25 protein-coding genes are annotated in these 22452 nt (G+C 61.3%); 9 read left to right on the top strand and 16 right to left on the bottom strand.

Going from position 1 to position 22452, the window contains the following annotated elements:
* Positions 1-180 precede the first annotated feature (180 nt).
* Both GH659_RS07935 and GH659_RS07940 read left to right on the top strand, forming a co-directional pair.
* Positions 181-2361 (top strand): hybrid sensor histidine kinase/response regulator, encoded by a 2181-nt coding sequence (locus GH659_RS07935; RefSeq protein WP_153110861.1) that lies wholly within the window; start codon positions 181-183, stop codon positions 2359-2361.
* Positions 2348-2569 (top strand): hypothetical protein, encoded by a 222-nt coding sequence (locus GH659_RS07940; protein WP_211364161.1) that lies wholly within the window; start codon positions 2348-2350, stop codon positions 2567-2569. Before GH659_RS07935 ends, GH659_RS07940 begins: the two co-directional genes overlap by 14 nt.
* A gap of 19 nt (positions 2570-2588) precedes the next feature.
* On the opposite strand, the gene GH659_RS07945 is transcribed toward GH659_RS07940, so the two are convergent.
* The 4 genes from GH659_RS07945 to GH659_RS07960 are packed head-to-tail and all read right to left on the bottom strand — an operon-like array spanning position 2589 to position 7223.
* Positions 2589-3812: an ABC transporter permease gene (locus tag GH659_RS07945; RefSeq protein WP_153110862.1), complete on the bottom strand. Its 1224-nt coding sequence runs from the start codon at positions 3810-3812 to the stop codon at positions 2589-2591.
* Positions 3806-4597 (bottom strand): ABC transporter ATP-binding protein, encoded by a 792-nt coding sequence (locus tag GH659_RS07950; protein ID WP_153110863.1) that lies wholly within the window; start codon positions 4595-4597, stop codon positions 3806-3808. Before GH659_RS07950 ends, GH659_RS07945 begins: the two co-directional genes overlap by 7 nt.
* The gene (locus GH659_RS07955; protein WP_153110864.1) at positions 4597-5805 is read right to left on the bottom strand and encodes an efflux RND transporter periplasmic adaptor subunit; all 1209 of its coding nucleotides are present in this window, start codon (positions 5803-5805) and stop codon (positions 4597-4599) included. The genes GH659_RS07950 and GH659_RS07955 overlap by 1 nt, the downstream gene beginning before the upstream one ends.
* Positions 5802-7223 carry a TolC family protein gene (locus GH659_RS07960; RefSeq protein ID WP_153110865.1) on the bottom strand — a complete coding sequence of 474 codons (1422 nt, stop codon included), beginning with the start codon at positions 7221-7223 and terminating at the stop codon, positions 5802-5804. Before GH659_RS07960 ends, GH659_RS07955 begins: the two co-directional genes overlap by 4 nt.
* Before the next feature lie 100 nt (positions 7224-7323).
* Between GH659_RS07960 and GH659_RS07965 the strand changes: the two genes are divergently transcribed.
* Genes GH659_RS07965 through thiE form a run of 4 tightly spaced genes read left to right on the top strand, consistent with a single transcriptional unit; the run spans position 7324 to position 10315 of the window.
* Positions 7324-7869 (top strand): YaeQ family protein, encoded by a 546-nt coding sequence (locus GH659_RS07965; protein WP_153110866.1) that lies wholly within the window; start codon positions 7324-7326, stop codon positions 7867-7869.
* Between the two features lie 19 nt (positions 7870-7888).
* Entirely contained in the window at positions 7889-8818 is a 930-nt protein-coding gene (locus GH659_RS07970; RefSeq protein WP_246167778.1) for a YihY/virulence factor BrkB family protein, read from the top strand.
* Between the two features lie 55 nt (positions 8819-8873).
* Positions 8874-9671 (top strand): hydroxyethylthiazole kinase, encoded by a 798-nt coding sequence (thiM, locus tag GH659_RS07975; protein ID WP_153110867.1) that lies wholly within the window; start codon positions 8874-8876, stop codon positions 9669-9671.
* Positions 9668-10315 carry a thiamine phosphate synthase gene (gene thiE / locus GH659_RS07980; RefSeq protein WP_153110868.1) on the top strand — a complete coding sequence of 216 codons (648 nt, stop codon included), beginning with the start codon at positions 9668-9670 and terminating at the stop codon, positions 10313-10315. Before thiM ends, thiE begins: the two co-directional genes overlap by 4 nt.
* Positions 10316-10502: 187 nt before the next feature.
* On the opposite strand, the gene GH659_RS07985 is transcribed toward thiE, so the two are convergent.
* The 3 genes from GH659_RS07985 to GH659_RS07995 form a co-directional block, all read right to left on the bottom strand.
* A complete protein-coding gene (locus GH659_RS07985; protein ID WP_153110869.1) occupies positions 10503-11528 on the bottom strand; it encodes a 2-oxoacid:ferredoxin oxidoreductase subunit beta in 1026 nt (341 codons plus the stop codon).
* A gap of 14 nt (positions 11529-11542) precedes the next feature.
* Positions 11543-13405 (bottom strand): 2-oxoacid:acceptor oxidoreductase subunit alpha, encoded by a 1863-nt coding sequence (locus GH659_RS07990; RefSeq protein ID WP_153110870.1) that lies wholly within the window; start codon positions 13403-13405, stop codon positions 11543-11545.
* A 200-nt stretch (positions 13406-13605) separates the two neighbouring features.
* Positions 13606-14454 (bottom strand): class I SAM-dependent methyltransferase, encoded by an 849-nt coding sequence (locus GH659_RS07995; protein WP_153110871.1) that lies wholly within the window; start codon positions 14452-14454, stop codon positions 13606-13608.
* Positions 14455-14538: 84 nt separating this feature from the next.
* On the opposite strand from GH659_RS07995, the gene ylqF reads away from it, so the two are divergent.
* Complete coding sequence (ylqF, locus tag GH659_RS08000; protein WP_153110872.1) at positions 14539-15441, top strand: ribosome biogenesis GTPase YlqF; 903 nt, start codon at positions 14539-14541, stop codon at positions 15439-15441.
* Positions 15442-15445: 4 nt separating this feature from the next.
* Here the strand turns inward: ylqF and GH659_RS08005 are convergent, their stop codons facing one another.
* Positions 15446-15712 carry a zinc ribbon domain-containing protein gene (locus GH659_RS08005; RefSeq protein WP_153110873.1) on the bottom strand — a complete coding sequence of 89 codons (267 nt, stop codon included), beginning with the start codon at positions 15710-15712 and terminating at the stop codon, positions 15446-15448.
* Positions 15713-15823: 111 nt separating this feature from the next.
* On the opposite strand from GH659_RS08005, the gene GH659_RS08010 reads away from it, so the two are divergent.
* Positions 15824-16039: a SlyX family protein gene (locus GH659_RS08010; protein WP_153110874.1), complete on the top strand. Its 216-nt coding sequence runs from the start codon at positions 15824-15826 to the stop codon at positions 16037-16039.
* On the opposite strand, the gene GH659_RS08015 is transcribed toward GH659_RS08010, so the two are convergent.
* On the bottom strand, positions 16040-17932 hold the full coding sequence (locus GH659_RS08015) for a peptidase U32 family protein (protein ID WP_153110875.1): 1893 nt from the start codon (positions 17930-17932) through the stop codon (positions 16040-16042). It lies immediately after the preceding gene.
* A 198-nt stretch (positions 17933-18130) separates the two neighbouring features.
* On the opposite strand from GH659_RS08015, the gene GH659_RS08020 reads away from it, so the two are divergent.
* Complete coding sequence (locus tag GH659_RS08020; RefSeq protein WP_153110876.1) at positions 18131-18415, top strand: hypothetical protein; 285 nt, start codon at positions 18131-18133, stop codon at positions 18413-18415.
* A 193-nt stretch (positions 18416-18608) separates the two neighbouring features.
* On the opposite strand, the gene GH659_RS08025 is transcribed toward GH659_RS08020, so the two are convergent.
* The 7 genes from GH659_RS08025 to GH659_RS08055 all read right to left on the bottom strand — a co-directional run bounded on the left by GH659_RS08025 (position 18609) and on the right by GH659_RS08055 (position 22445).
* Positions 18609-19169, bottom strand: coding sequence for a disulfide bond formation protein B (locus tag GH659_RS08025; RefSeq protein WP_153110877.1), 561 nt, complete (start codon positions 19167-19169; stop codon positions 18609-18611).
* Between the two features lie 69 nt (positions 19170-19238).
* Entirely contained in the window at positions 19239-19649 is a 411-nt protein-coding gene (locus GH659_RS08030; protein ID WP_153110878.1) for a PaaI family thioesterase, read from the bottom strand.
* Between the two features lie 105 nt (positions 19650-19754).
* Positions 19755-20072 (bottom strand): hypothetical protein, encoded by a 318-nt coding sequence (locus GH659_RS08035; RefSeq protein ID WP_153110879.1) that lies wholly within the window; start codon positions 20070-20072, stop codon positions 19755-19757.
* A 107-nt stretch (positions 20073-20179) separates the two neighbouring features.
* Positions 20180-20557 carry a RidA family protein gene (locus tag GH659_RS08040; RefSeq protein WP_153110880.1) on the bottom strand — a complete coding sequence of 126 codons (378 nt, stop codon included), beginning with the start codon at positions 20555-20557 and terminating at the stop codon, positions 20180-20182.
* A gap of 46 nt (positions 20558-20603) precedes the next feature.
* Entirely contained in the window at positions 20604-21548 is a 945-nt protein-coding gene (locus tag GH659_RS08045) for a radical SAM protein (protein WP_153110881.1), read from the bottom strand.
* A gap of 130 nt (positions 21549-21678) precedes the next feature.
* Positions 21679-22050: a CoA-binding protein gene (locus tag GH659_RS08050; RefSeq protein WP_153110882.1), complete on the bottom strand. Its 372-nt coding sequence runs from the start codon at positions 22048-22050 to the stop codon at positions 21679-21681.
* A 56-nt stretch (positions 22051-22106) separates the two neighbouring features.
* Positions 22107-22445, bottom strand: coding sequence for a NifB/NifX family molybdenum-iron cluster-binding protein (locus GH659_RS08055; protein ID WP_153110883.1), 339 nt, complete (start codon positions 22443-22445; stop codon positions 22107-22109).
* Positions 22446-22452: the final 7 nt, after the last annotated feature.

The raw sequence follows: 22452 nt of genomic DNA on the forward strand, positions 1-22452 counted from the left end.
CGCGGGACTTTGATCCCCGGCGAGCGGGAAGAATACGCCAGCCATTTCCCGATGGCAAAAACGCTACAACCCTTTCCTCCCAGAAGAGGTGGCGGCTGCCGAGATGCGATCGGGAGGTTGATTTTCCGCGGAAGATAGAGTCATATCGTCACCAAGCATAAAAATTCTGGTGTTGATTTCATGAGTATCTCCGATTGCAATCCGGGAGCTATCCGGATTTCACGGCGCTTTATCTGGACGGGGATCGCCGTCGTCCTCCTCATGCTTGCTGGCTTGTTGGGATACGACCTTTATGTCTCCTATCGCCATGAGTATGCGCTCGCCAAGCGCGAGGCCGATAACCTGACGGGCGCGATCGAGCGACATGTGGTCGCCATCGTCGACAGGATCGACGTGGTCCTGAAGGACGCGGCGCACCACTACGGCGCGCTCGTGGCTGGGGAAAAGGCGGCCGACGTGCTGACGGTGAACCGCGATCTGCTTCGGCGGGAGAGCTTTATTCCGGAGGCCCAGAAAAACAGCCTGCGCTTCATGGGCCGTGATGGCCTGCCTGTTTTCAGCGCGTCGCAATCAGAGAGTCTGAGCGGTACTTATGTGGCCGATCGCAACTATTTCATCGCGCAGCAGAATGACTCCAATGCCGGACTTGTCGTGTCGGAGCCGATTCTTTCGCGGGTCACGGGGAAATGGCTCTTTACGCTGAGCCGTCGGATCAATGCGCCCGACGGAAATTTTGCCGGGCTCGTCCAGACCGCGATCCGTTCCGATTTTCTGCAGCAGGGATTCAAGACCATCGAGGTCGGCGAAAGCGGGATGGTCGCCATGTTTTCGTCCGATATGCGTTTGATCGCCCGGCATCCCGAGGGGGGCGCCGACCTTGGGATGAAATTCGAGAACCCCGAAATTGAAGAACAGCTGTGCGACGGAAAGCGGCTGGGGGAGTATCGGAATATCTCGCGCGTCGACCAGATCGAACGGGTTTTCTACTGGCGGAAGGTTGCCAATCTCCCGATCATCATCATTTACGGCGCCGCGCCACAAGAATTTCTGGCCGGCTGGAAACAGAAAGCCTGGATCTACCTCGGAGGATGGGCCTTTCTCGGTCTGACGATGGTAGGGCTGATGATTGTGATCGGCAAAAGAGCCTCCAGAATCGAGAAACTCAACGCGGAACTGGCCGAACAGATCATCCGCGCGAATGCCGCCAATGACGCAAAAAGCAGTTTTCTGGCCAATATGAGCCACGAAATCCGCACACCGTTGAACGGAATTCTCGGTTTTGCCCAGACCGGATACCGCGAAAACTACGGACGCGCCGCTTCGCAACAAATGTTCAGCCACGTCATTGAGTCGGGGAAGCTGCTGTTGGCGATCATTAACGACATCCTCGATTTTTCCAAGATCGAGGCCGGCAAGCTGTCGCTCGACTCGGTGCCTGTAGCGATTGGCGACCTCGTGGACAAAACGGTGCAGATGATGGCCGAACGCGCCCGGGAAAAAGGGCTGGAGCTGAGCGTCCGCAAGGCTCCCGATTTACCCCGTCGCCTCATTGGCGATCCGGTCCGGATTCAGCAGATATTGCTGAACCTGCTCTCGAACGCGGTGAAGTTCACGCCGGCCGGCGAGGTGCGTCTGGATGTCGCGGTCGCGGGAGGCGATCTGCTGATCCGGGTCGCGGATACGGGGATCGGCATGCAGCCGGAACAGGTCCTGCGCCTTTTCTCCCCCTTCGAGCAGGCCGACAATTCGACGACGCGCAAGTTTGGCGGCACCGGCCTCGGTTTGGCCATCACCAAGAATCTGGTCGATTTGATGGGCGGGCAGATCAGTGTCAAAACGGCGCCGGGTGCCGGTTCGACGTTTGAAGTCCGTCTGAAAATCGTGCCGGCAGCGACCCCTGGCGAAGCCGGCTGTTCCATCGAGGATATCCCGCAAAGCGTGAAGAAGCTGGCAGGAGTCAATATCCTGGTGGCGGAGGATATGGAGCTCAACCGTTACGTGCTCGACGACATGCTGACGCACGAAGGGGCGCACGTGAGATTCGTTTCCAACGGACGGGAGGCCATCGAGGCGCTCCAACGAGAGGGCGAGGCGTTCGATCTTGTGCTGATGGACGTCCAGATGCCCGAGATGGATGGCCTCGAAGCTACCCGCCGCGTCCTGCAGCTTCGTCCGGATATGCCCGTGATTGGCCAGACAGCGCACGCTCTGGTGGAGGAGCACGCCAAGTGCCTTGCCGCCGGCATGATCGATGTCATTACGAAACCGATCGAGCACGACGAGCTCGTGGAAGTCGTGCTCAAGCATGTCCGCGTATCGTCAGAGGTTTTAGTGAGGAAAGGTTCCAATGAACATTGTTAAGCGCTATCGAATGGCCATCCTGATCGGAGCAATCGGCTTCTGCCCGGCGCTTTTCGCCGCACCGGCCGCGTGGTTCAAATGGAGAAGCACGGCCGACAACATGATGATTTGTGCACAAACGTCGCCCGGCCCCGGCTGGGTGGCGGTCAAGGGGCCGTATCAGGACGCCCACTGCAAGAAAGAGGGTTCGCCAAAAGGCGGGTTTTAAGCGAGTGAGGTTACTGGTTTCACTGGTAGCGTAGCGCTTCGATCGGGTCGAGCGCGGCGGCCTTGCGCGCCGGGTAAAAACCGAAGAAGACGCCGACGCCGGCGGCAACAGCAAAGGCGACCAGTACCGAGGCGCCGGAGATGACGATGACCATGTCGCTCAGCGCATTGACGAGCAGCGCGCCGCCGATGCCGAGAACGAGCCCGATCAGGCAGCCTGTGACCGAAATCATGATGGCTTCGAGCAGGAACTGGGCGAGGATGTCTTTCTGGCGCGCGCCGATGGCCATGCGGATGCCAATCTCGCGCGTCCGTTCGGTGACCGAGACAAGCATGATGTTCATGATGCCGATGCCGCCGACGAGCAGCGATACCGAGGCGATGGCGCCGAGCAGCAGCGACATGACGCGCGTCGTTTCCGCTGCGGAATCGGCCGCGGCGGCGAGGTTGCGGATGTAGAAATCGTCGTCCTGATCCTCGCGCAGGCGGTGCCGCTGGCGGAGCAGGGCGGTGACGGACTTCTCGACCGCCGGCATGGCCTCGGCCGATGCCGCCTGCACCATGATCGTACGCACCGAGCCGGCGAACGGCACGCCGAACACTTTGCGCTGGGCGGTGGTGAGCGGAATGATGATGGTGTCGTCCTGGTCGCGGCCGTCGAGGTTTTGCCCCTTGGGCGCGAGCGTGCCGATGACGGTGAACGGCGTCTGGCGGATGCGGATGATCTTGCCGACCGGGTTCTCTCCGGGGTCGAACAGGTTTTCCGCCGCCGTCTTGCCGATCAGCGCGACGCGGGTCGCCGAGCGCACGTCGGAATCGCTGAAGTTGTAGCCGTCGGTCAGCGCCCACGAACGGGCGTCGAGGTAGGCGGGCGTGGTGCCGACCGTGGTGGCGCTCCAGTTTTTTCCGCCATAGACGAGTTGTTGCGTTCCTTGATGTACCGGCGCGACGCTGGCCACGTCATCGAGTTCGGCGATCGCCTCGGCGTCGGCGACGCGCAACGTCGGCCCGAAGCCGCTGCCGGTGCGCACACCGCCGGCCTGCGTCGAACCGGAAACGACGACGTAGAGATTGCTGCCCATCGTGCTGATCGTCTGCGCGACGGCAAACTGGGCGCCTTGGCCGATGGCCATCATCAGCACGACCGAACCGACGCCGATGACCATGCCGAGCATCGTCAGCGCCGTCCGCATCCGGTTCGACCCCATCGCGTGCCACGCTTCGCCAAGCATCGGCTTCAGCATGGTGTTGATCTCGCGGCAAAAGAGTCGTCATCCCGGAGAACGCCGGACTCCAGTGTCGGTGCGCCGGACGATTGTGGAGTCTGGTCGTCACTGACGATGCGGCCGTCGAGAAAACGAACCTGCCGCCTGGCGTGGGCGGCGACGTCGAGTTCGTGGGTGACGAGGACGATGGTGATGCCTTCGTTGTTGAGCTTGCGGAACAGCGCCATGATTTCCTCGCTCGTGTGACTGTCGAGGTTGCCGGTCGGTTCGTCGGCGAGAATCAGGCTGGGGGAGTTGATCAGCGCGCGGGCGATCGCCACGCGCTGCTCCTGGCCGCCGGAAATGCGGGCGGGCAGGGATTGGGCGTAGCTTTCCAGTCCCACCTTGGCGAGCATTTCGCGGGCCTTTGCGCGGCGCTCGTCGCGTGTCCATTCGCGGCGCGGTTCGCGTTCGCGGTGGGCGTACACCAGCGGCAGCGCGACGTTGTCGGCGAGCGTCATGCGCGGCAATAGATTGAAACCCTGGAAGACGAAGCCGATCGTGCGGTTGCGCAGCGACGCCAATTCGTCCGCATGCAGCCGGGCGACGTTGCGGCCGGTCAGGAAGTAGTCGCCGGACGTCGGCGTGTCGAGGCAGCCGAGCAGGTTCATGAAGGTCGATTTGCCCGAACCGGACGGCCCCATGATGGCAACGAACTCGCCGTACTCGATCGTGAGATCGACGCCCTTGAGGGCCGGAAACAGCCCCGCTTCGGTGGCGTAGGACTTGCTGAGTCCTTCGACCCGGATGACGGCTTCGGACATCAGAACAACCTCAGGCCGACGCTGCTCGGCTTGGTGGCAGCCGTCGGTGCGTCGCCGATGGCCACGGTGTCGCCCGGTTTCAAATCCCCGCCGACGATCTCGGTATTGCGGTTGTCGGTGATGCCGATCTGGACGCTGACCGGCTTTAGCGTCCGCCCGCCGACGATGTACACGGTGCCGGTGCTGGTGTCGCGCTTCTTGCCCTTGCCACGGCCACCATTGCCGCTGGCCGGCGAGGCATTCTGTGCCGGCTGTGCCGCCTCGTCCGCGGTCTTGCCTTCAGCCTCGGCCGGCTTGAAGCGCAACGCCGCGTTCGGCACCTGCAGTACGTCGCTCCGCTTGGCGACGGCGATCGTGACGTAAGCCGTCATGCCCGGCAGCAAGAGGTGGTCAGGGTTTTGCAGCGAGACGCGCACGTTGTAGGTGACGACGTTCTGCGTCGTCGTCGGGTTGAGCCGAATCTGCTGCACTTCGCCGGTGAAGGTACGTTCCGGAAAAGCATCGACGGTAAAGCGCACTTTCTGGCCTTCCCGGATCTTGCCGATGTCGGCTTCGGCGAAGCTCGAATCGATGCGCATCTCGGACAAATCCTGCGCGATCTTGACCAGCGTCGGTGTTTGCAGACTGGCGGCGACGGTTTGCCCGAGATCGACGACGCGGTCGACGACGATGCCGGAGACCGGCGAGCGGATGATCGTGTAGTTGAGATTGACCTGATCCTTGTCGGCTGCGGCTCTGGCCTGCGCCAGTTGCGCCTCGGCCGACTTGCGCGCCTGCACCGCCTGATCGAGTTCCTGCCGCGAGACGTATTCCTGCGCGAACAGTTCCTTCATCCGCGTTTCGTTGGCGCGCGCCAGATCGAGCGCCGCGGCGACGTTGCCGACGTTGGCCGCCGATTGTCGGGCCTGCGCGGCGAGCAGCGACTGGTCGAGTTGCAGCAGCGCCTGGCCTTGCTCGACCTTGTCGTTGAAATCGACGAACAGTTTCGAGACGGTACCGGAGACTTGCGTGCCGACATTGACCAGTACCACGGGGTTGAGCGTGCCGTTGGCCGAGACGGTTTGCGTGAGGTCGCCCTTTTCGACCGTGTGCAGCCGGTAGCGTTTTTCGGGCGCTTGCGCCTGATGGTTGCGATAAGCGTAGTAACCGCTGCCACCGAGGCCGAGCGCGATCAAGACAATCAGGGCGTTGCGAAGAATGGGTTTCATGGGGTCGAAGTTTCGGCTGAGCGTGCTGGAGAGGCGAGCAGGCGGCTGTCGAGGGCGCCGACCGCCTTGGCCAGCGTAGCGCGCGAGACATGCCAGTCGAGCGCCGCCTGAATGCGCTGCAGACGTGCGGCGGCAAGGGCGCTTTGCGCGTTGAGTACGTCGAGAATGCTGCCGACACCGGCTTTGTAGCGGCCGAGCGCCACCTTTTCGGATTGCTCGGCGCTGGCCAGCAGGTCGCCGGCAGTGCGGAAGGACTGCGTGGCGGTGACGAGGCTCTGGTAGGCCGTCCACACATCGAGCGCGACTTGCAGCCGGACGCTGTCGCGCTGCGCGCTGGCCACGTCGACGCGGGCTTGCGCCGACCTCACGTTGTAGGTGGTGTTGAAGCCGGAGAAGAACGGTACGGTCAGCGTCAGACCGACGGCATTGCTGTGGCTGCTGATCGCCCCGGTATCCTGCCAGCCGGGGCCGCCGCTCAGCGACAGCGTCGGCAGGCCGACGGCGCGGGCGTAATCGACGCTGGCCTGCGCCGCTTTGACCTGCGACTCGGCCGCTTGCAGATCGGGGCGGCGTTGCCGTGCTTCGGCAATCAAGGCGTCGAGATCGCGCTCGAACGTGGTTTCCGGAGCGGCGCGGGGAATCTCGGCCAGCGTCAGCGGCTGGTTGGCGTCGAGACCCATGACGTTGGCCAGCGTACCAAGCGTCGTTTTCACCACCCCTTCGACCCGGATGCGGTTGAGAACGGCCTGCGACCAAGCTGTCTGCGCCTGCAAACGGTCAGCGGGTGTCGCCGTTCCGACGCGGTAGCGGACCTCGGCGGCGGTCAGGCTTTCGCGGCTGGCTTTTTCCGATTCCTGCGCCGCGATCAGCGCGGCCCGGGCCGCTTGCGCGTTGTAGTACGACTGGAGCGCGGCAAGGAAAACGGCTTGCACTGTGGCATCGAGCGTGGCGGACGTGGCGCTCAGCAACTGGCGGGCATTTTCCAGATTGGCGTCGCGCGCGCCGAAATCGTAAAGCAGCCAGGAGAGGGTCAGCGAAGCGCTGCTCGGGTTGTTGGTGTCGCCATCCGTCCGCAGCCGGCTGGCGGCTGCTCTGCCGTCCAGAGTTGGCAGATAATCGGATCGGGCGACGCCGACCTGCGCGGCCTGATACCGGGCATTGGCCCAGGCTTCATGGGTTTGCGGGTTGCGGCACAGGGCGAGATCGACGACTTCGACGACGCCGAATACCGTGTCGGCCGGTTGCGCCTGACATGGAACGTAGGGCTTGTCCGCCGCAGGCGCCAACAGGGGACGGGGCGGGGTGAGCGCTTCGGTGTGGAAGGGATCGAGCGCGCCGAACGCCATCGCTTCGGAAAACGAGCAAACGGCCAGCACGGCAAAGGGCAGCAGCGAGAGGTGGGCGCGTCGGAAAGGCATTGGATCGGAGCCGGAACTGATTTCCGTTAGTATAGCGGCCCTCGTTCTTTACGCTTCTTCACTCTCGCGTTCAGCTGTTTTCAATTAACTCAAGCGACTCATGGCACTCAAGGCAACCATTTTCAAGACCGAACTCTCGGTCGCCGATCTCGACCGCAACGTGTACGAGAATTTTTCCCTGAGGCTGGCGCAGCATCCGTCCGAGAACGACGCGCGGATGATGGTCCGCCTGTTGGCATTCATGCTGTTCGCCGACGAGCGGCTCGAATTCGGCAAGGGCTTGTCGACCGACGACGAGCCCGATCTGTGGCTGAAGGATCTGACCGGTGCCATCGACCTCTGGATTTACGTCGGCCTGCTCGACGAGCGCTGGCTGCGCAAGGCGGCCGGCCGTTCGGCGCGTGTCGTCGTGATTGCCTACGGCGATCGGGCCGCCGACGTCTGGTGGGAACAGAACCGCGCCAAGCTGGAGAAGCTGTCGAACCTCACCGTCTATCGCCTCTCTGTCGACGACACGCAAGCCCTCGCCGCGCTGGCCAATCGTTCGATGGACCTGCAATGCACGATCCAGGAGGGCGAAGTGCTGGTGACGGGAGAGGGTGATCCGGTGCGGGTCGCACCGACGGTCGTTTTCGGCGGCAGCTGACGATGGCGGCGGGATTAGAATGTGTCGATCTGATGCCGCCACCCGTCCAATGATGCCTGTCCTCAGCATTTCCGCCCAGCGCGTCCTGTCCAACCCGCTTGCCTTTCTCGGGCGCGTGGCGCGCGGTTTTTTGGCCAATCAGGGGTGGCTGCTGGCCGGAGCGATTGCCTACTATACGTTGCTGTCGCTGGTGCCGCTGCTGATCCTGTCGATCATTCTGTTGTCCCATCTGGTCGAGCAGAGGCTGTTGATCGATACGCTGGCGCATTACCTCGAGTGGCTGGTGCCGAGCCAGTCCTCGACGCTGCTTGGCGATGTTTTCGGTTTTCTGGAAAAACGTTTGGCGGTCGGTACGGTGTTTTTGGTCTCCTTGCTGTTTTTTAGTGCGCAGGCTTTCTCGGTGGTCGAAAAAGCCATGGTGGTGATCTTCAGACATCGCCACGTCAGCGGCAAAAGGCATGTCCTGCTTTCGGCCATCCTGCCGTACAGCTTCGTTTTCTTTCTGGTCGTTCTGCTGCTGATCGTCACGGTGCTGGCGATTCTTCTCCAGGCGCTGGCCGGCCAAAGTATCGAGGTGATGGGCCGGAGTTTTTCCTTCGTCATCCTCTCGGGGCCGGTCCTCCAGTTGCTCGGTCTTGGCGTCGTCACGCTGATTTTCGCGGCGCTTTACATGATCATGCCGGTTGGCCGAACGCGACTTTCGCATGCGCTGTTTGGCGGCTTTACGGCCGCGCTCGCCTGGGAAGCGGCGCGCCATGCGCTGATCTGGTATTTCACGACGATGTCGACGGCAAACATCATTTACGGCTCGCTGGCGACGTCCGTCATCGTGTTGCTCAGTCTTGAAATTGCCGCCTCGCTTTTGCTGCTCGGTGCGCAGGTCATCGCCGAATATGAACGGATCGGGCAAGACCCGTTGCAGACGCCGGACGTGCCTTCCGGGAACTGAGCGATCCGGCGGCCGGCGTATACTCGCCACTTTCTCCTTGTGATGTGCGCCAACCATGACCGCTACTCTTCCCGTTGATGTGATCGCTGCCGAACTGGCGCGATTGCGTGCGATGAATCCGCTTGTCCATCTGTTGACCAACGAAGTCGTGCAGGAAATCACGGCCAACGTTCTGCTCGCGGCGGGCGCGTCGCCAGCAATGATCGTGGCCGAGGAAGAGGTTTCTTCGTTCGCCGCGATTTCCGGCGCCTTGCTCGTCAATGTCGGGACGCTCTATCCGGCCCGGCTGGCGGCGATGAAACAGGCGGTGGCAGCGGCCAACCGGGCTGGCGTGCCGTGGACGCTCGATCCGGTGGCGGTGGGCGTGCTCGATTACCGGACGCAGGCGTGCCGTGAATTCCTTGCCTGCAAGCCGACGGCGATTCGCGGCAATGCCTCCGAAATTATGGCGCTGGCCGGGTGTGCCGGCAGCGGACGCGGCGTCGATACGACGACCGAATCGGAGGCGGCGGTTGAAGCCGCCGAAGGATTGGCCCGTACGACCGGCGCCGTCGTTGCCGTGACCGGCGAAACCGATTTCATCACCGATGGTACGACGACTTGGGCCACGCCGTGGGGGCATCCGGTGATGACGCGCGTGGTCGGAAGCGGATGCGCCTTGTCGGCGCTGGTGGCGGCATTCACCGCGCAGGCGCCGAATCGCCTGCATGCCGTGGCGGCGGCGTGCGCCGTGGCCGGGCTGTGCGGCGAGCGCGCGGCCGCGATGAGCCGCGGGCCGGGCTCGTTCAAGGTGGAATTCCTCGACGCGCTGTATCTGCTGACGCCTGAGAAGCTCCGCGAGCAAGTGGCATGACGCTGAATCCGATCGACCTTTCGCTGTATCTGGTGCTTGATCCGGACTTGTGCGGAAGTCCGGGCGAGATGGTGCGTACTGCCCGTCTCGCCGCCGAAAACGGCGCGACGGTCGTGCAGTTGCGGGCTCCGGGGTGGAAGAAGCGGTTGTGGCTGGAAACGGCGGTCGCGTTGAAGTCGGCGTTGGCACCGCTCGGCGTGCCGCTGATCATCAACGACCATGTCGATATCGCGCTCGCGGTTGATGCCGACGGCGTCCATATCGGCCAAGGCGATTTGCCGGTAGAGGAAACCCGTCGCTTGCTCGGGCCGAACAAGATCCTCGGGCTGTCGGTGTCCACCGCGGCCGAGCTGGCGGCGGTGCCGTCAGGCGTCGACTATCTCGGCATCGGGCCTGTCTATCCGACCGGGACCAAACCGGATGCGGCACCGGCAACCGGTTTGCCCTTGTTTGCCGAACTGGTCGCGGCGACGATATTGCCGGTTGTCGCGATTGGCGGTATCAAACGCGACAACTGCTCGCCGTTATTGGTGGCCGGAGCGGGCGGTGTGGCTGTCGTGTCGGCGATTTGCGGGCAGAACGACGCCGCTTGGGCAACGGCCGCGTTGCGGGAAATGATCGAGAGCGCTTGCAGCCTGAGCTGATCGAGTCTGAAAACTTCGGGTGGAACCGCTTTCAACGCAGAGATCGCAGAGATACAGAGGTCGCAGAGAAAAATCCATATTTCACCCAATCGGTCCTATGGGGAGCTTGCACCTTCTCTCTGTTTTTTCTCGGTTTTTCTCTGCGAACTCTGCGTTAAATGCGGTTCATGGGGTTACAGATTGCTGATCAGGCAATTTCCCACGTGTTGCCGCCGTTGAGCAGCGCTTCGAGGTTGCCCTGGCCTTTCTGGCTGCGCACGGATGCGGCCTGTTCGGCGTAGAGGTCTTCGTACACCGGCTCTTCCACCGCACGGAAGATGCCGAACGGCACCGGCAGGGCGGGGCCTTCGAACTGCGAGAGCAACACGCCGAGGATGCTGCCGGGCACGGTTTCGTCATGCACGAGCAGGTCGGCCTCGGTGATGCCGTTTTCCCCGATCGTGACGACTTCCGGCTTCAGTCCGTTGAGGCGGACACCCTTGTCGCGATTCTTGCCGAAGATGATCGGCTTGCCGTGTTCGAGGATGACGCGCGTATCGTCGCGGGTTGCCTTGTCGGTCAGCGTGGCGTAGGCGCCGTCGTTGAACACGTTGCAATTCTGGCAGACCTCGACGAACGCCGTGCCGCGATGTTCGGCGGCGCGCTTGAGGACGTTGCCGAGAGTCGGCAGGTCGGTGTCCAGAGCGCGGGCGACGAAAGTGGCGCCGGCACCGAGCGCCAGCGCGGTCGGGCTGAACGGGCGGTCGACGTTGCCGTACGGCGTCGATTTGGTCTTCTGGCCGATGATCGAGGTCGGCGAGAACTGGCCCTTGGTCAGGCCGTAGATGCGGTTGTTGAGCAGGACGATCTTGAGGCCGATGTTGCGGCGCATGGCGTGGATGAAGTGGTTCCCGCCGATCGCCAGCGCATCGCCGTCGCCGGTGGCGACCCATACGGAAAGCTCGGGACGCGACAGCTTCAGGCCGGTGGCAATGGCCGGGGCCCGTCCGTGGATGCTGTGCAGCCCGTAGGTTTCCATGTAGTAGGGGAAACGGCTGGAGCAGCCGATGCCGGAGATGAAAGCGAAGTTCTCGCGCGGGATGCCAAGCGTCGGCAGCAATTTCTGAACCTGGCTCAGCACCGCGTAGTCGCCGCAGCCGGGGCACCAGCGCACGTCCTGATCGGTCTCGAAGTCTTTCTTGCTCAGCACCTTGAGTTCGATGGTCTTGTTCATTGCGTGGCTGCTCCTTACGCCAGTTCGAGAATGCGGTGCAGGATTTCTGCGACCATGAAAGGTTTGCCCTGTACCTTCGAGAGCGATACGACGTCGCACAGGTAGGCATCGCGCAGCAGGCGCGAGAGCTGTCCGAGGTTGAGCTCGGGCACAAGCACCGTCTTGTAGCGCTTGAGAATGTCGCCGAGGTCGGGCGGCAGCGGATTCAGGTGGCGCAGATGGACATGGGCCACCGACTTGCCGAATTTTTCGGCGGCATCGCGGGCCTTGGTGACGGAGCCGAAAGTGCCGCCCCAGCTAACGATCAGGAGATCGCCTTCGGACGGGCCGTCGATCTGCGTCGGCGGGATGTCCTTGGCAATGCCGGCGACTTTGGCGGCGCGGGTTTCGACCATGTGCTGGTGGTTGGCCGGTACTTGCGAGATGTTGCCGCTGGAGAAATCTTTTTCCAGACCACCGACGCGGTGTTCCAGGCCGGGCGTGCCGGGACGGACCCACGGGCGGGCCAGATTCTCGTCGCGGGCGTACGGCATGAAACCTTCAGGATCGGTGCGGAAAGTCACCTTCATCTCGGGCAGGCTGCTCACGTCGGGAATGCGCCACGGTTCGGCGGCGTTGGCGATGCCGCCGTCGGTAAGCAGGATGACCGGCGTCATGTACTTGGTGGCGAGGCGGAAGGCTTCGAACGCGCACTCGAAGCAGTCGGCCGGCGAACGGGCGGCGATGACCGGCACCGGGCATTCGCCGTTGCGGCCATAGACGGCTTGTAGCAGGTCGGATTGCTCGACCTTCGTCGGCAGACCGGTCGACGGGCCGCCGCGCTGCACGTTGACGATGACCAGCGGCAGCTCAAGCATCACCGCGAGACCCATCGCCTCGGTCTTCAGCGCCATGCCAGGGCCGGACGTTGTCGTCAGGCCGAGCACGCCGCCGTAGGCCGCACCGATCGCCGAGCAGATGCCGCCGATTTCATCTTCCGCCTGGAAGGTGGTGATGTTGAAGTGCTTGAGCGCCGCGAGTTCGTGCAGGATGTCGGTTGCCGGCGTGATCGGGTAGGAACCGAGGAAAAGCGGGACGCCGGATTTTTCCGAAGCGGTGACGAAACCGAGCGCCGTGGCCTGGTTGCCGCTCAGGCTGCGGTACTTGCCGGGGGCGCTTTGCGGACGGAGCGACTGCGAAGGCGGCACAAAGAGTTCGGTCGCTTCGGCGTAACCAAAACCGGCGCGCAGCGCGGTGATGTTGGCTTCGGCGATTTTCGGATCTTTCTTGGCGAACTTGCGCTTGATGTCTTCGATTTCGACTTCCGGCTCCTGGTCGAACAGGGAAAGCATGATGCCGAGCGCGAAGTAGTTCTTGCAGCGGCCGACTTCCTTCTTGGACAGGCCGGAGTCGGCGAGCGAGGCGGCGGTGAGTCCGGTCATGTCGACCGGAAAGGCACGGTAGCCGTCGAGGCTGCCATCTTCGAGCGGGTTGCCCGCATAGCCGGCCTTGTCGAGGTTGCTTTGCGTAAACGTGCCGCTGTTGATGATCAGCGTGGCGCCGACCTTGGCGTCGGGCAGGTTGGTCTTCAACGCCGCCGGGTTCATGACCACCAGCATGTCGGGCTTGTCGCCCGAGGTGAGCGCGCCTTCCGCCGCCAGCTTGATCTGGAAGCCTGAGACGCCGTAGAGCGTACCGGCCGGGGCACTGATTTCGGGCGGATAGTCCGGGTGCGTAGCGAAATCGAAGCCGGCACGGCCCATGATTTTCGAGAATTCGCTGCCGGTCAACTGCATGCCGTCGCCGGAGTCGCCGACGAAACGGATGACGATGCTATCTGGTTCATCGGTCTGCTGGCCGACAACGGCCGCAGCGGAAAGTTTACCCATGGTGTTCATCTATTCTCCTTGCGAACAGGGCGTTGCGATGCAGGGCAGGGATGGCGTCTCGCTCTACGTGTGGTGCGGCCAGAAAACAACTTTTCATTTCCTGTAACAGCAAACGTAGTGCGTTAGATCCGTTATCGTGCCAAAGCTGCTTATAAAAATAAAATAATTTTTCGCGATTTTGGTGTTCTGTTTGGTTATAACAATCGGAATCAGGTTGGCGTGGGCGAGAGAATGAATCGGTCGCGCAACGCATCAAGATTCAATTCGTGCAGGATAGCCTCCAGCCGTTCAGCGGCATTTTTCCGCTTTTGCCCGGTGCGTCTGGCGATGATCAGTTCGTTCTTCATCGAATGTTCCCAGCCGACGAGTTCGGTGACCGTGACCTGATAGCCGTTGGCTTCGAGCATCAGACAGCGCAGGGCGTTGGTGAGCTGGCTGCCAAATTCCCGGGTGTGGATCGGGTGACGCCAGATTTCCGAGAGCGGCGTTTTGCCAAAGGAATCGTTCTTGTTCTTGCGCAGCATGGCGGCGACTTCGGCCTGGCAGCACGGGACGAGAACCATGAAGCGCGCCTGTTTGTGCAGCGCGAAGCGGATGGCGTCGTCGGTGGCCGTATCGCAGGCGTGCAGGGCGGTGACAATGTCGATCTGCTCCGGCAGTTCCGGCGAATCGATCGATTGCTCGACGCTCAGGTTGAGAAAATCCATCCGTGCGAAGCCGAGACGGTGCGCCAGCTCCCGCGATTTTTCGACGAGTTCGGGGCGTGTTTCGATGCCGAAAATTCGTCCCGCGCTTTGGGCCTTGAAGAAGAGATCGTAGAGGATGAAGCCGAGATACGATTTGCCGGCGCCGTGGTCGGCGAGCGTGACGTCGGCTTTTTCCTCATGCACCTCCTTGAGCAGCGGTTCGATGAAGTTGTAGAGGTGATAGACCTGCTTCAGCTTTCGGCGGCTGTCCTGATTCAGCTTTCCGTCGCGGGTCAGGATGTGCAATTCCTTGAGCAGTTCGATTGACTGTTCAGGGCGGATTTCGGGGGGAAGAGTCTGGACCTTTTTCATAAGCCGAGTATTTTAGTCGGTTAAAGCGGTGAAGTGCGCCAACAAATGGGATAATCGAGCAATTTTCATCGGCTCGGATTTTTTATGGCAATTCAGTGGTTCCCCGGACACATGACCTCGGCGCGCAAAAAAGCGGCCGAAACGATGGCCGTGACGGATGTGGTGATCGAGGTGGTCGACGCGCGCCTGCCCGAAGCAAGTACCAATCCGATGGTGCATGAGTTGCGCCTGCACCGGCAGCGTCCTTGTCTCAAGGTGCTGAACAAGTCCGATCTGGCCGATCCCGAGGCGACGAAGGCGTGGATCGCCTGGTACAACCAGCAGCCGGGCGTCAAGGCGGTCGCCATTTCGAGCAAGAATGCCGGCGAGGTGGCGCGTTTGCCGAGTCTCTGCCAGAGCCTTGCGCCGCACCGCAACGAGAACACCAAGCCGCTGCGCATGATGATCATGGGTATTCCCAACGTCGGCAAATCGACGCTGATGAATGCGCTCGTCAAGCGCAAGATCGCCAAGGTGGGCGACGAACCGGCGGTCACCAAGTCGCAGCAGATGTACCAGCTCAGCGTTCGTCAGTCGATCACCGACACGCCGGGCATGATGTGGCCGAAGATCGAACACGACAGCGACGGCCTGATGCTGGCCGCGAGCCATGCCATCGGCCGGAACGCCATCATCGACGAGGAGGTGGCGGTATTTCTTGCCAATCTGTTGCTTGAACGTTATCCGGCGCAGCTTGCCGCGCGCTACGGTTTTTCAGTCGATGGCATCGACGCTGTGGCGGTCGTCGAAGGGGTCGCCAAGCGGCGCGCTTTGCGCACGCGCGGCGGCGAACTCGATTTCGAAAAGGCGTCGATGGTGCTGCTGCAGGATTACCGCGATGGCAAACTCGGCCGGATCAGCCTGGAAACGCCGGAAAGCCGGCGCGCCATGTTGGAGCGGGCGCGAGCCCAAGCGGCTGAAGCAAAGGCGCGACCCGCCGAGAATTGATTGGTTACTGGGCTGACTGGCGGCTGGCCGCTGGTGCTTCCTGCGCGGGCTTCGTGATCAACTCCCGGGCCTTGGGGATGACGGTGTTCCAGACGTACCAGCTGCCCCAGCTGAGCAGCGCAAGGATGACGGCCAATTGGACGAAAAAGCCGATCGCGTTGCGTTGCTGGCGGCTGATCTTGTGTCCGGGGTCGGTGGCTCCGCATTCGGGGCAGGTCAGGGCCGACGTGTCGACCTTGTGGCCACAGGCGCGGCAGGGAACGAGCGACATGGCGAGTCCTTGTTGTAATCCTTGTTGATGACTGCGGGAAGAGTGTCCGCCGGTTGGCGCTATGTTACCTTGCCCGCTTTGTTTTGGTTGCAATGCCCGAAAGAGTATCCAATGGAAGACCGTCTGACCGAACTGGAAATCAAGCTGAGTCTCACCGAAGACATGGTTGAAGAACTCAATCGCACGGTTTTCCGGCAACAGGAGCAGATCGACCTGCTGCAGGAACAGTTGCGTTTTCTTTACCGGCAGATACAAAACGCTGATGAGGGTAATGGCGGCCCGGCCGAGCCACGCAGCCTCCGCGACGAAATCCCGCCGCACTACTAATCAGCGAATTTTGAGCGGGGTCGTCCGGCTTTTCTTCAACTTGCCGACGACGTGCATTTCGCAGCGTTTGCAGTCGAAGCGTAGCGTCAGTTTTTCGGTGCCGTTTGCCAATACCAGCGGGTCGGGGCGCGTTCCTTTGACCTGTTTGGGGCAGAGGTTGAAGCTGTAGCGCAGACAGTGCCTGGTGATCATCAGCGACACGTCGCCGGTTTCCTGCTGGCACTCGTAGGCGGGTTCGATGATCTTGACCCCGTGTTTTTCGTAGAACGTGCGGGCTTTCCGGTTATAGACGTTGCCCAAATAGCTGAGGGCGTTCTCGGGATAATGCATCGACGGTTCGGCGGCTGCCCGGCGTTCGGGACGGTGGTAGGCGGCGCGGCGCGCGGTGTCGAGTGCTTCGATCGCCTCGCGGCGCAGGGCGTTAAGTGCCGAGGCGGGAATGAACCACGGAGCGGAGAGGGCGAGCTCAACCGTCTCGGCAACGTAGATCGTGTTGCCGAGTTTGCACAGGTTGTCGCGTAGCGTTGTCAGGGCGCGTTCGGCGTTCTCGGCTGGCTGCTTGGGGTGGTTGAGCACGGCGATGGATTCGACCCCATTTTCGTCCGCGATGCGCAGGATGAAGCCATCGCCGGTTTCTTCCAGTCTCAGGCTGACCGGAAGGCGTCGTTCCGCCGTCTTTTTTTCCAGCTGGCGCTCGAATTCCTGATCGTGATTGCGGAAGACCGTCGTGGCGACTTGCAGGTCAGCCGGTAGTTTCCCGTCGGTCAAGCCCGGAAAGAGGCGGTAACCGCCGACGGTTGGCTCGGCCTGGTTGATGCGCAGGCCAGTGAGTTCTCCGTGCGCGTCAAAGTAGGTCAGGCCGTCGCCGTTGTGCAGCGTCAGCGCCGTTTCGACCTCGAAGCTGTTGCGGCCGAGCCTGGTGATTTTTCCGATCTGCTCGCCAATGAACTTGGGCGATTCGAAGGCGCTGATGTCCGGCTGGCGATCCTTGACGAAATAATCGGTGGAGCCGCGGTTGAAGGTCTTTTCCGGCCGTGGTGTGAAAAAGAACGTGCAACGGCCGGACGAACTTCGCCGCAGCGTGTCCGTTCCATCGATGATGGCATCGAGTTGCTGCCGATAGTGCGCGGTGACGTTCTTGATATAGGACAAGTCTTTCAGCCGCCCTTCGATCTTGAACGAGCGTATCCCGGCGTCGATCAGCGCGCGCAGGTTGGCCGTCTGGTCGTTGTCCTTCAGCGACAGGAGATGCTTGTTCGCGACAATGGTTTGTCCGTGCTGGTCGGCCAGCGAGTAGGGCAGGCGACAGGCCTGCGAGCATTCGCCGCGGTTGGCGCTACGCCCGGTGTGAGCATGGCTCAGGTAGCACTGGCCGCTGTAGCTGACGCACAGTGCGCCATGCACAAAAAACTCCAACGTGGCCGAGGTCTGCTCGGCGATGGTACGGATCTGCGTCAGCGACAGCTCGCGCGCCAGTACCATCTGCGAGAAGCCGACGCTTTCGAGAAAGCGAGCCTTTTGCGGCGTGCGGATGTCGCATTGCGTGCTGGCGTGCAGCTCGATCGGTGGCAGGTCGAGTTCGAGCAGGCCCATGTCCTGCACGATCAGTGCGTCGGCGCCGGCCTCGTAAAACTGCCAGGCCAGCCGCCGGGCTTCGTCAAGCTCTTCGTCCTTGAGGATCGTGTTGATTGCTACCAGCACGCGGGAGTTGAAACGATGAGCATGGCTGGCGAGACGCTCGATGTCCCCGACCGTATTGCCCGCACTGGCGCGCGCGCCAAAGACGGGACCGCCGATATAAACGGCGTCGGCACCGTGGTTGATGGCTTCGATGCCGAAATCGGCGTTTCGGGCCGGAGCCAAAAGTTCGAGGGCGGTTTTGCGGGGAGGCATGGGCAGACTTCGTAGGAGAGTCGGTCATTGTAAAACGCCGGCGCCGCCATGCGTTGAATCGGGGAATGTGACTATCTGGCTGGACGGCAATTTTGCGTAAGGGATCCTGCGTATTTTTTGTTAATTGGTGTCAACCGCCCCCCGAAATGCGCGTTATTGAGCGTGTATCGATTATTCCCTGAATTAACGGAGTCAATCATGGGCAGTCTGAGTAACGAATCTTTTGACGAATTTTTGGCTTCTTTGAAAGAGGCCGGAGTGGCCATCAGCAATGAGCGCGAATTGCGCGAGCGTTTGGCCGAAGCTCAGCGTTGGCGTTTTGCTTTTGCCACGTTGGCTTCCAATGGTCGTCCGCTGGGCATTCGTTTCCAGAGTGCTAATGCGGGAGCGAATGAAGACCAAATCCATCGCGCTTTCACGCAGTTCCAGTTTCCTGAGAGCATGGAAGCGGCGTTCGCTGCCAGCCTCCGTTCCGAACACTGATCGATTGCCGCGGGAAGCCAGGCGGACGGTTCCGCTACTTGGCTTTCCTCGATGCCGCAAGACATCCTGTTAAAGGCCTCATCAAGGCTCCCGTCATTGGGAGCCTTTTTTCTACCTGGGTGCTGATCATTCCCCGACTTCCGCGGTTGATGGGGCGCCGTGACGCCGCCTCCCGTCAAGAATAGCCTTGAGATCAAGCGATAAAGGGCGTCTTTGTGAGAGCGGTTCGGTTGCTTGATGTGCTGAACGAAGCAATACAAACGCTTGCACTTCCCGCCAGGAAAGTCAGCAAAATCAGGAAAGACCAGTTTGCCAGTGACAGCCCGCCGATGACCAAATCCTTGCTGCCGCAAAAACCCGTGGCCATGAAAAAGAGCGGATAGATCTGGCCCAGCCAATCGATCAGCTTTTCGGTGAATCCTGTTTCCGCCAGCGAGCAAGTAAAGCCCGAGTCGGGAAACCATTGCATCCAACTCTGTTTTGCCGACACGATCAAGCCCCAGATGCAAAATGCGGCTGAGGCAGCCAGTGATGCGTATCGGAGGGCTGGTTTGTTCCAACTGGCAAAGGTCAGAAAGAAACAGCCTGCGATGACGAAATAGGCCAATCGCTGGAAGATGCACAGATGGCAGGCATCCAGATTCAGGAAGAAGGCGAGCCCGACGGCGATCAGGCCCAGCGAGAGGGCCGCTACGCCCATGGCCAGGGTGATGCAGCGCCCTTTATGGCAAAACATAGTTGTAACGTTATTCATCACTTTCCTCTGAAGACTTGCGAGGTCATCGAGTTTATCAGTGTGTCCGATCTGTTTTTGCCCTTCCGGCTATTTTTTGGCGCGAATGAAGCTGGCTTCGGCTATTGCCAATGGTTGACCGGCCGAGGTGAGTTCGGCATTGAGAAAATAGACGTGTCGCCGTTGACGGGTGAGCGTGGCCGTGATTTCCAGTTGCTCTGTGCATGGGACGGGTTCGAAGAAGCGCACTTTCAGCGAGGCTGTCATCGCCTCGACCCCTTGCTGGAAAAGGCAATGCGTCATGGCCGCGTCGAGCAGAGTGCTTACCATCCCGCCATGTACTACGCCGGCGTACCCTTGCCACTGAGAGGATGCCTGAATCGTTGCCGCAACGGCGTTTTCCCCGGATGGCCGGAATTGCAGACCGAGCGATTGATTCAGACCGCACACCATGCATGAGTCGTGGCTCTTCGGTGGCGTGACTGGGTCGATTAACGTCATTCGGGCGGTGTTGTGCTTGTGAGACTGCGCGTTTTTCAAATCATCTCCTGTGGCTGAGTCCGATAGCGAAGAAAGGCATCCGGTAGCCGGATGCCTTTCTTTCGCTCATTTCCTCAACTGTTCTCTCAGATTGTTGATCTGCTGCTGCAGATCTTCGATCGCCGAATTGATCCAGTCGGTCGAGAACATGCCCATATTCTGGCGTTGGCCAGTAAGGCCGAGAAATCTGCCAAACATCCCCTGGCCTTGCGTGCGCCCTGCTCCGGAAAATTGCCCGCGTTGGCCAAGGCCGTTGCATTGGCCGGCACGCTGCCCTTGACCTCTGTTGCGTCCGGATGACATGCCGGATGCGTCGCGCAAGCAACGCCCTCTGCCGCCGCCCATTTTTTGTTGACCAAGACCTTGATTGTTAAAACGTGACATCGTGTGACTCCTTGAAAATTGCGGGAATATTCTCCCCACCTTGCTGATGCTCCGAGAGCAACCGGCAGGGCAGTAGAGAAAGCTGTTGCCGCGGATGGCGTCGGCGGCTATTTGACGAGAATTGCTTCTGCTTCGACCACGCCACCCTTAGGCAAGCCGGCCACCTGTACGGCGGCCCGAGCCGGGTAGGGTTCGTCGAAGTACTCGCCCATGATTTGATTGAAGCGGGCGAAATTGGCCATGTCGGTCAGGAAAACCCCAACACGAACGATGTTTTTCAGGTCGGCACCTGCCGCCTGGCAAACGGCGCGCAGATTGCGGAACGCCTGATGCGCCTGGGCGTCGAAGCCTTCAACCAGATTGCCGCTGGTCGGGTCGATGCCGAGTTGCCCGGAAAGAAAGACCAGGCTGCCCGCCTGCACGGCCTGCGAATAGGTGCCAACGGCCTGTGGCGCTTGTGTCGTGTGGATGATGGTGTGTTCCATGATGTGTTCCTTTTCTGAGTGAGCGAAACGAGTGCATGCCGGCTGATCAGGTGGCGGTCTGCCGGCGCACGTAAAAGGTTTCGCCTGCGTATTCCACGGCCTTCAATTCACCGGCGGCCACCATTGCCTGCACCGTTGCCATCGTTCCGCCCGACTTCTCGGTCAGGCTCCTGAGAGCGGAGGCCCGCATCGGATGAACGGCGGTAACCGCCAGGATGTCGCGCCGCAAATCGCCGCTGAAAGCGAAGGAATCGCCCTCATAGGCTGAAAGAAGCTCTGTTTCCAGACCGGTTTCGACAAAAATCTGGTGAGCGCGAGTGATTGCCGTCTCATCGGGCACGCGCACATCGCGAACGGCCGGCGGGCGGTGCGGAATTGACAGGTAGGCACGGTGGATGCCCGCATTCCGCAGAAACCGGGCGGTGGGCCTGAGGACTTCCGGCCCGTCGTTGAATTCCGCCAGAAGCATGGTTTCGCTGACCAGCATGCCCTGGAAGGTCCGCGCGAATATGGCGATACCCTCCAGAATCTCTGACAGTTTCAGGTCTGGATGGGGACGGTTGATCTGCCGCCATAGCGCTTCATCGACGCAGTCGACCTTGAGGCTGACCCAGTCGACCAGTTGCAAAGTTTCCCGTACGGTCGGCAATGAGATCAGCGAGGCATTGCTGATGATCGCAATGGGTACGCCAAGCGGACGCAAGGCTTCGATGGTACTGGCGAGATTGATATCCAGCGTCGGTTCGCCATCCGGAACGAACGTCAGGTAATCGACGGCTTCTCCATGCGCACGGACTGCCTCAAGCCGCTGGCTGACTTGTTCGGCAATCAGTGCCGGCGGCATAAAACAGCGCGGCGTGATTTCCTGAAGCGGTGTGGCACCGACCTGGCAATACACGCAGGAGTAGCTGCAATGCTTGGGGGGAATGTTGTTGATCCCCAGGCTGCGGCCGAGGCGGCGCGAGGGAACGGGGCCGAAGGCGATATCCATGATATGTCAACCGTTGATTGCGCCGACGTCCGGCAGCACCCCGCGACGGGGTGCGATTGCCGAAAGTCGCGCGGCCGATCGGGAGTAAATCGGCCTCACAGGATCGGGGGAGGGCATCGTTAATCGCCCTTCAGAACTGTCCGGTTCTCAGCATGACCAGCGTGCATGCCTCGATCGGTTCGATACCGGCGGCTTTCAGGCGATCGTATTCCGCCGGGTTTTCGGTGCCCGGGTTGAAAATGACGCGGGCCGGCTTGAGGGCGATCAGTTGTTCGAACAGGCCGGTCTGCCGTTGCGGTCCGACGTAGAGGGTGACGGTGTCGACCTTTCCGGTGACCTCGGCGGCGCTGGCATAGGCTTTCTTTCCGAGCACGCTGTCAGTAGCCGGAGCGACCGGGATCGGCGTATGGCCGTACTCCTCGAGCATTTTCATCGCCTTGTTCGAGTAGCGCTCTTCGTTGTTGCTGGCGCCAATGACCAGTACGTTTTGTGCGTTTTCCATGGGGTCGCTCCTGTTGTTTTCCGGGATCGCCGGAGGGGTGGATGTATCGATATCGGTTAATGATCGCAGGCGTTGCCGCCAACGGTCAGCGTTCCCGCCAGAAAAGCACCGATCAGTTTTTCCGGCGTTTCGGCGGGAGCGCCTACGGTAACGCGGATGCCCTGTCCGGCGAAAAGTTCCTGCGCGCGCTGGCCCATACCGCCTGCCAGAATCTGGGTAACGCCGCGTTCGGCCAGCCACGGTGGCAGCAGGCCCGGTTGGTGCGGCGGCGCGGCAACGTCTTCGCGCTTGAGGATGGCGTTGGTGGCAGGATCGACATCGACGAGCGCAAACGTGGCGCAATGGCCGAAGTGAATGGCCAGCTTGCCTTCGGCGAGGGGAATGGCAAATCGCATGGGGTGA

This window comes from Propionivibrio limicola (assembly GCF_009469695.1).
Taxonomy (GTDB): Bacteria; Pseudomonadota; Gammaproteobacteria; order Burkholderiales; family Rhodocyclaceae; genus Propionivibrio; species Propionivibrio limicola.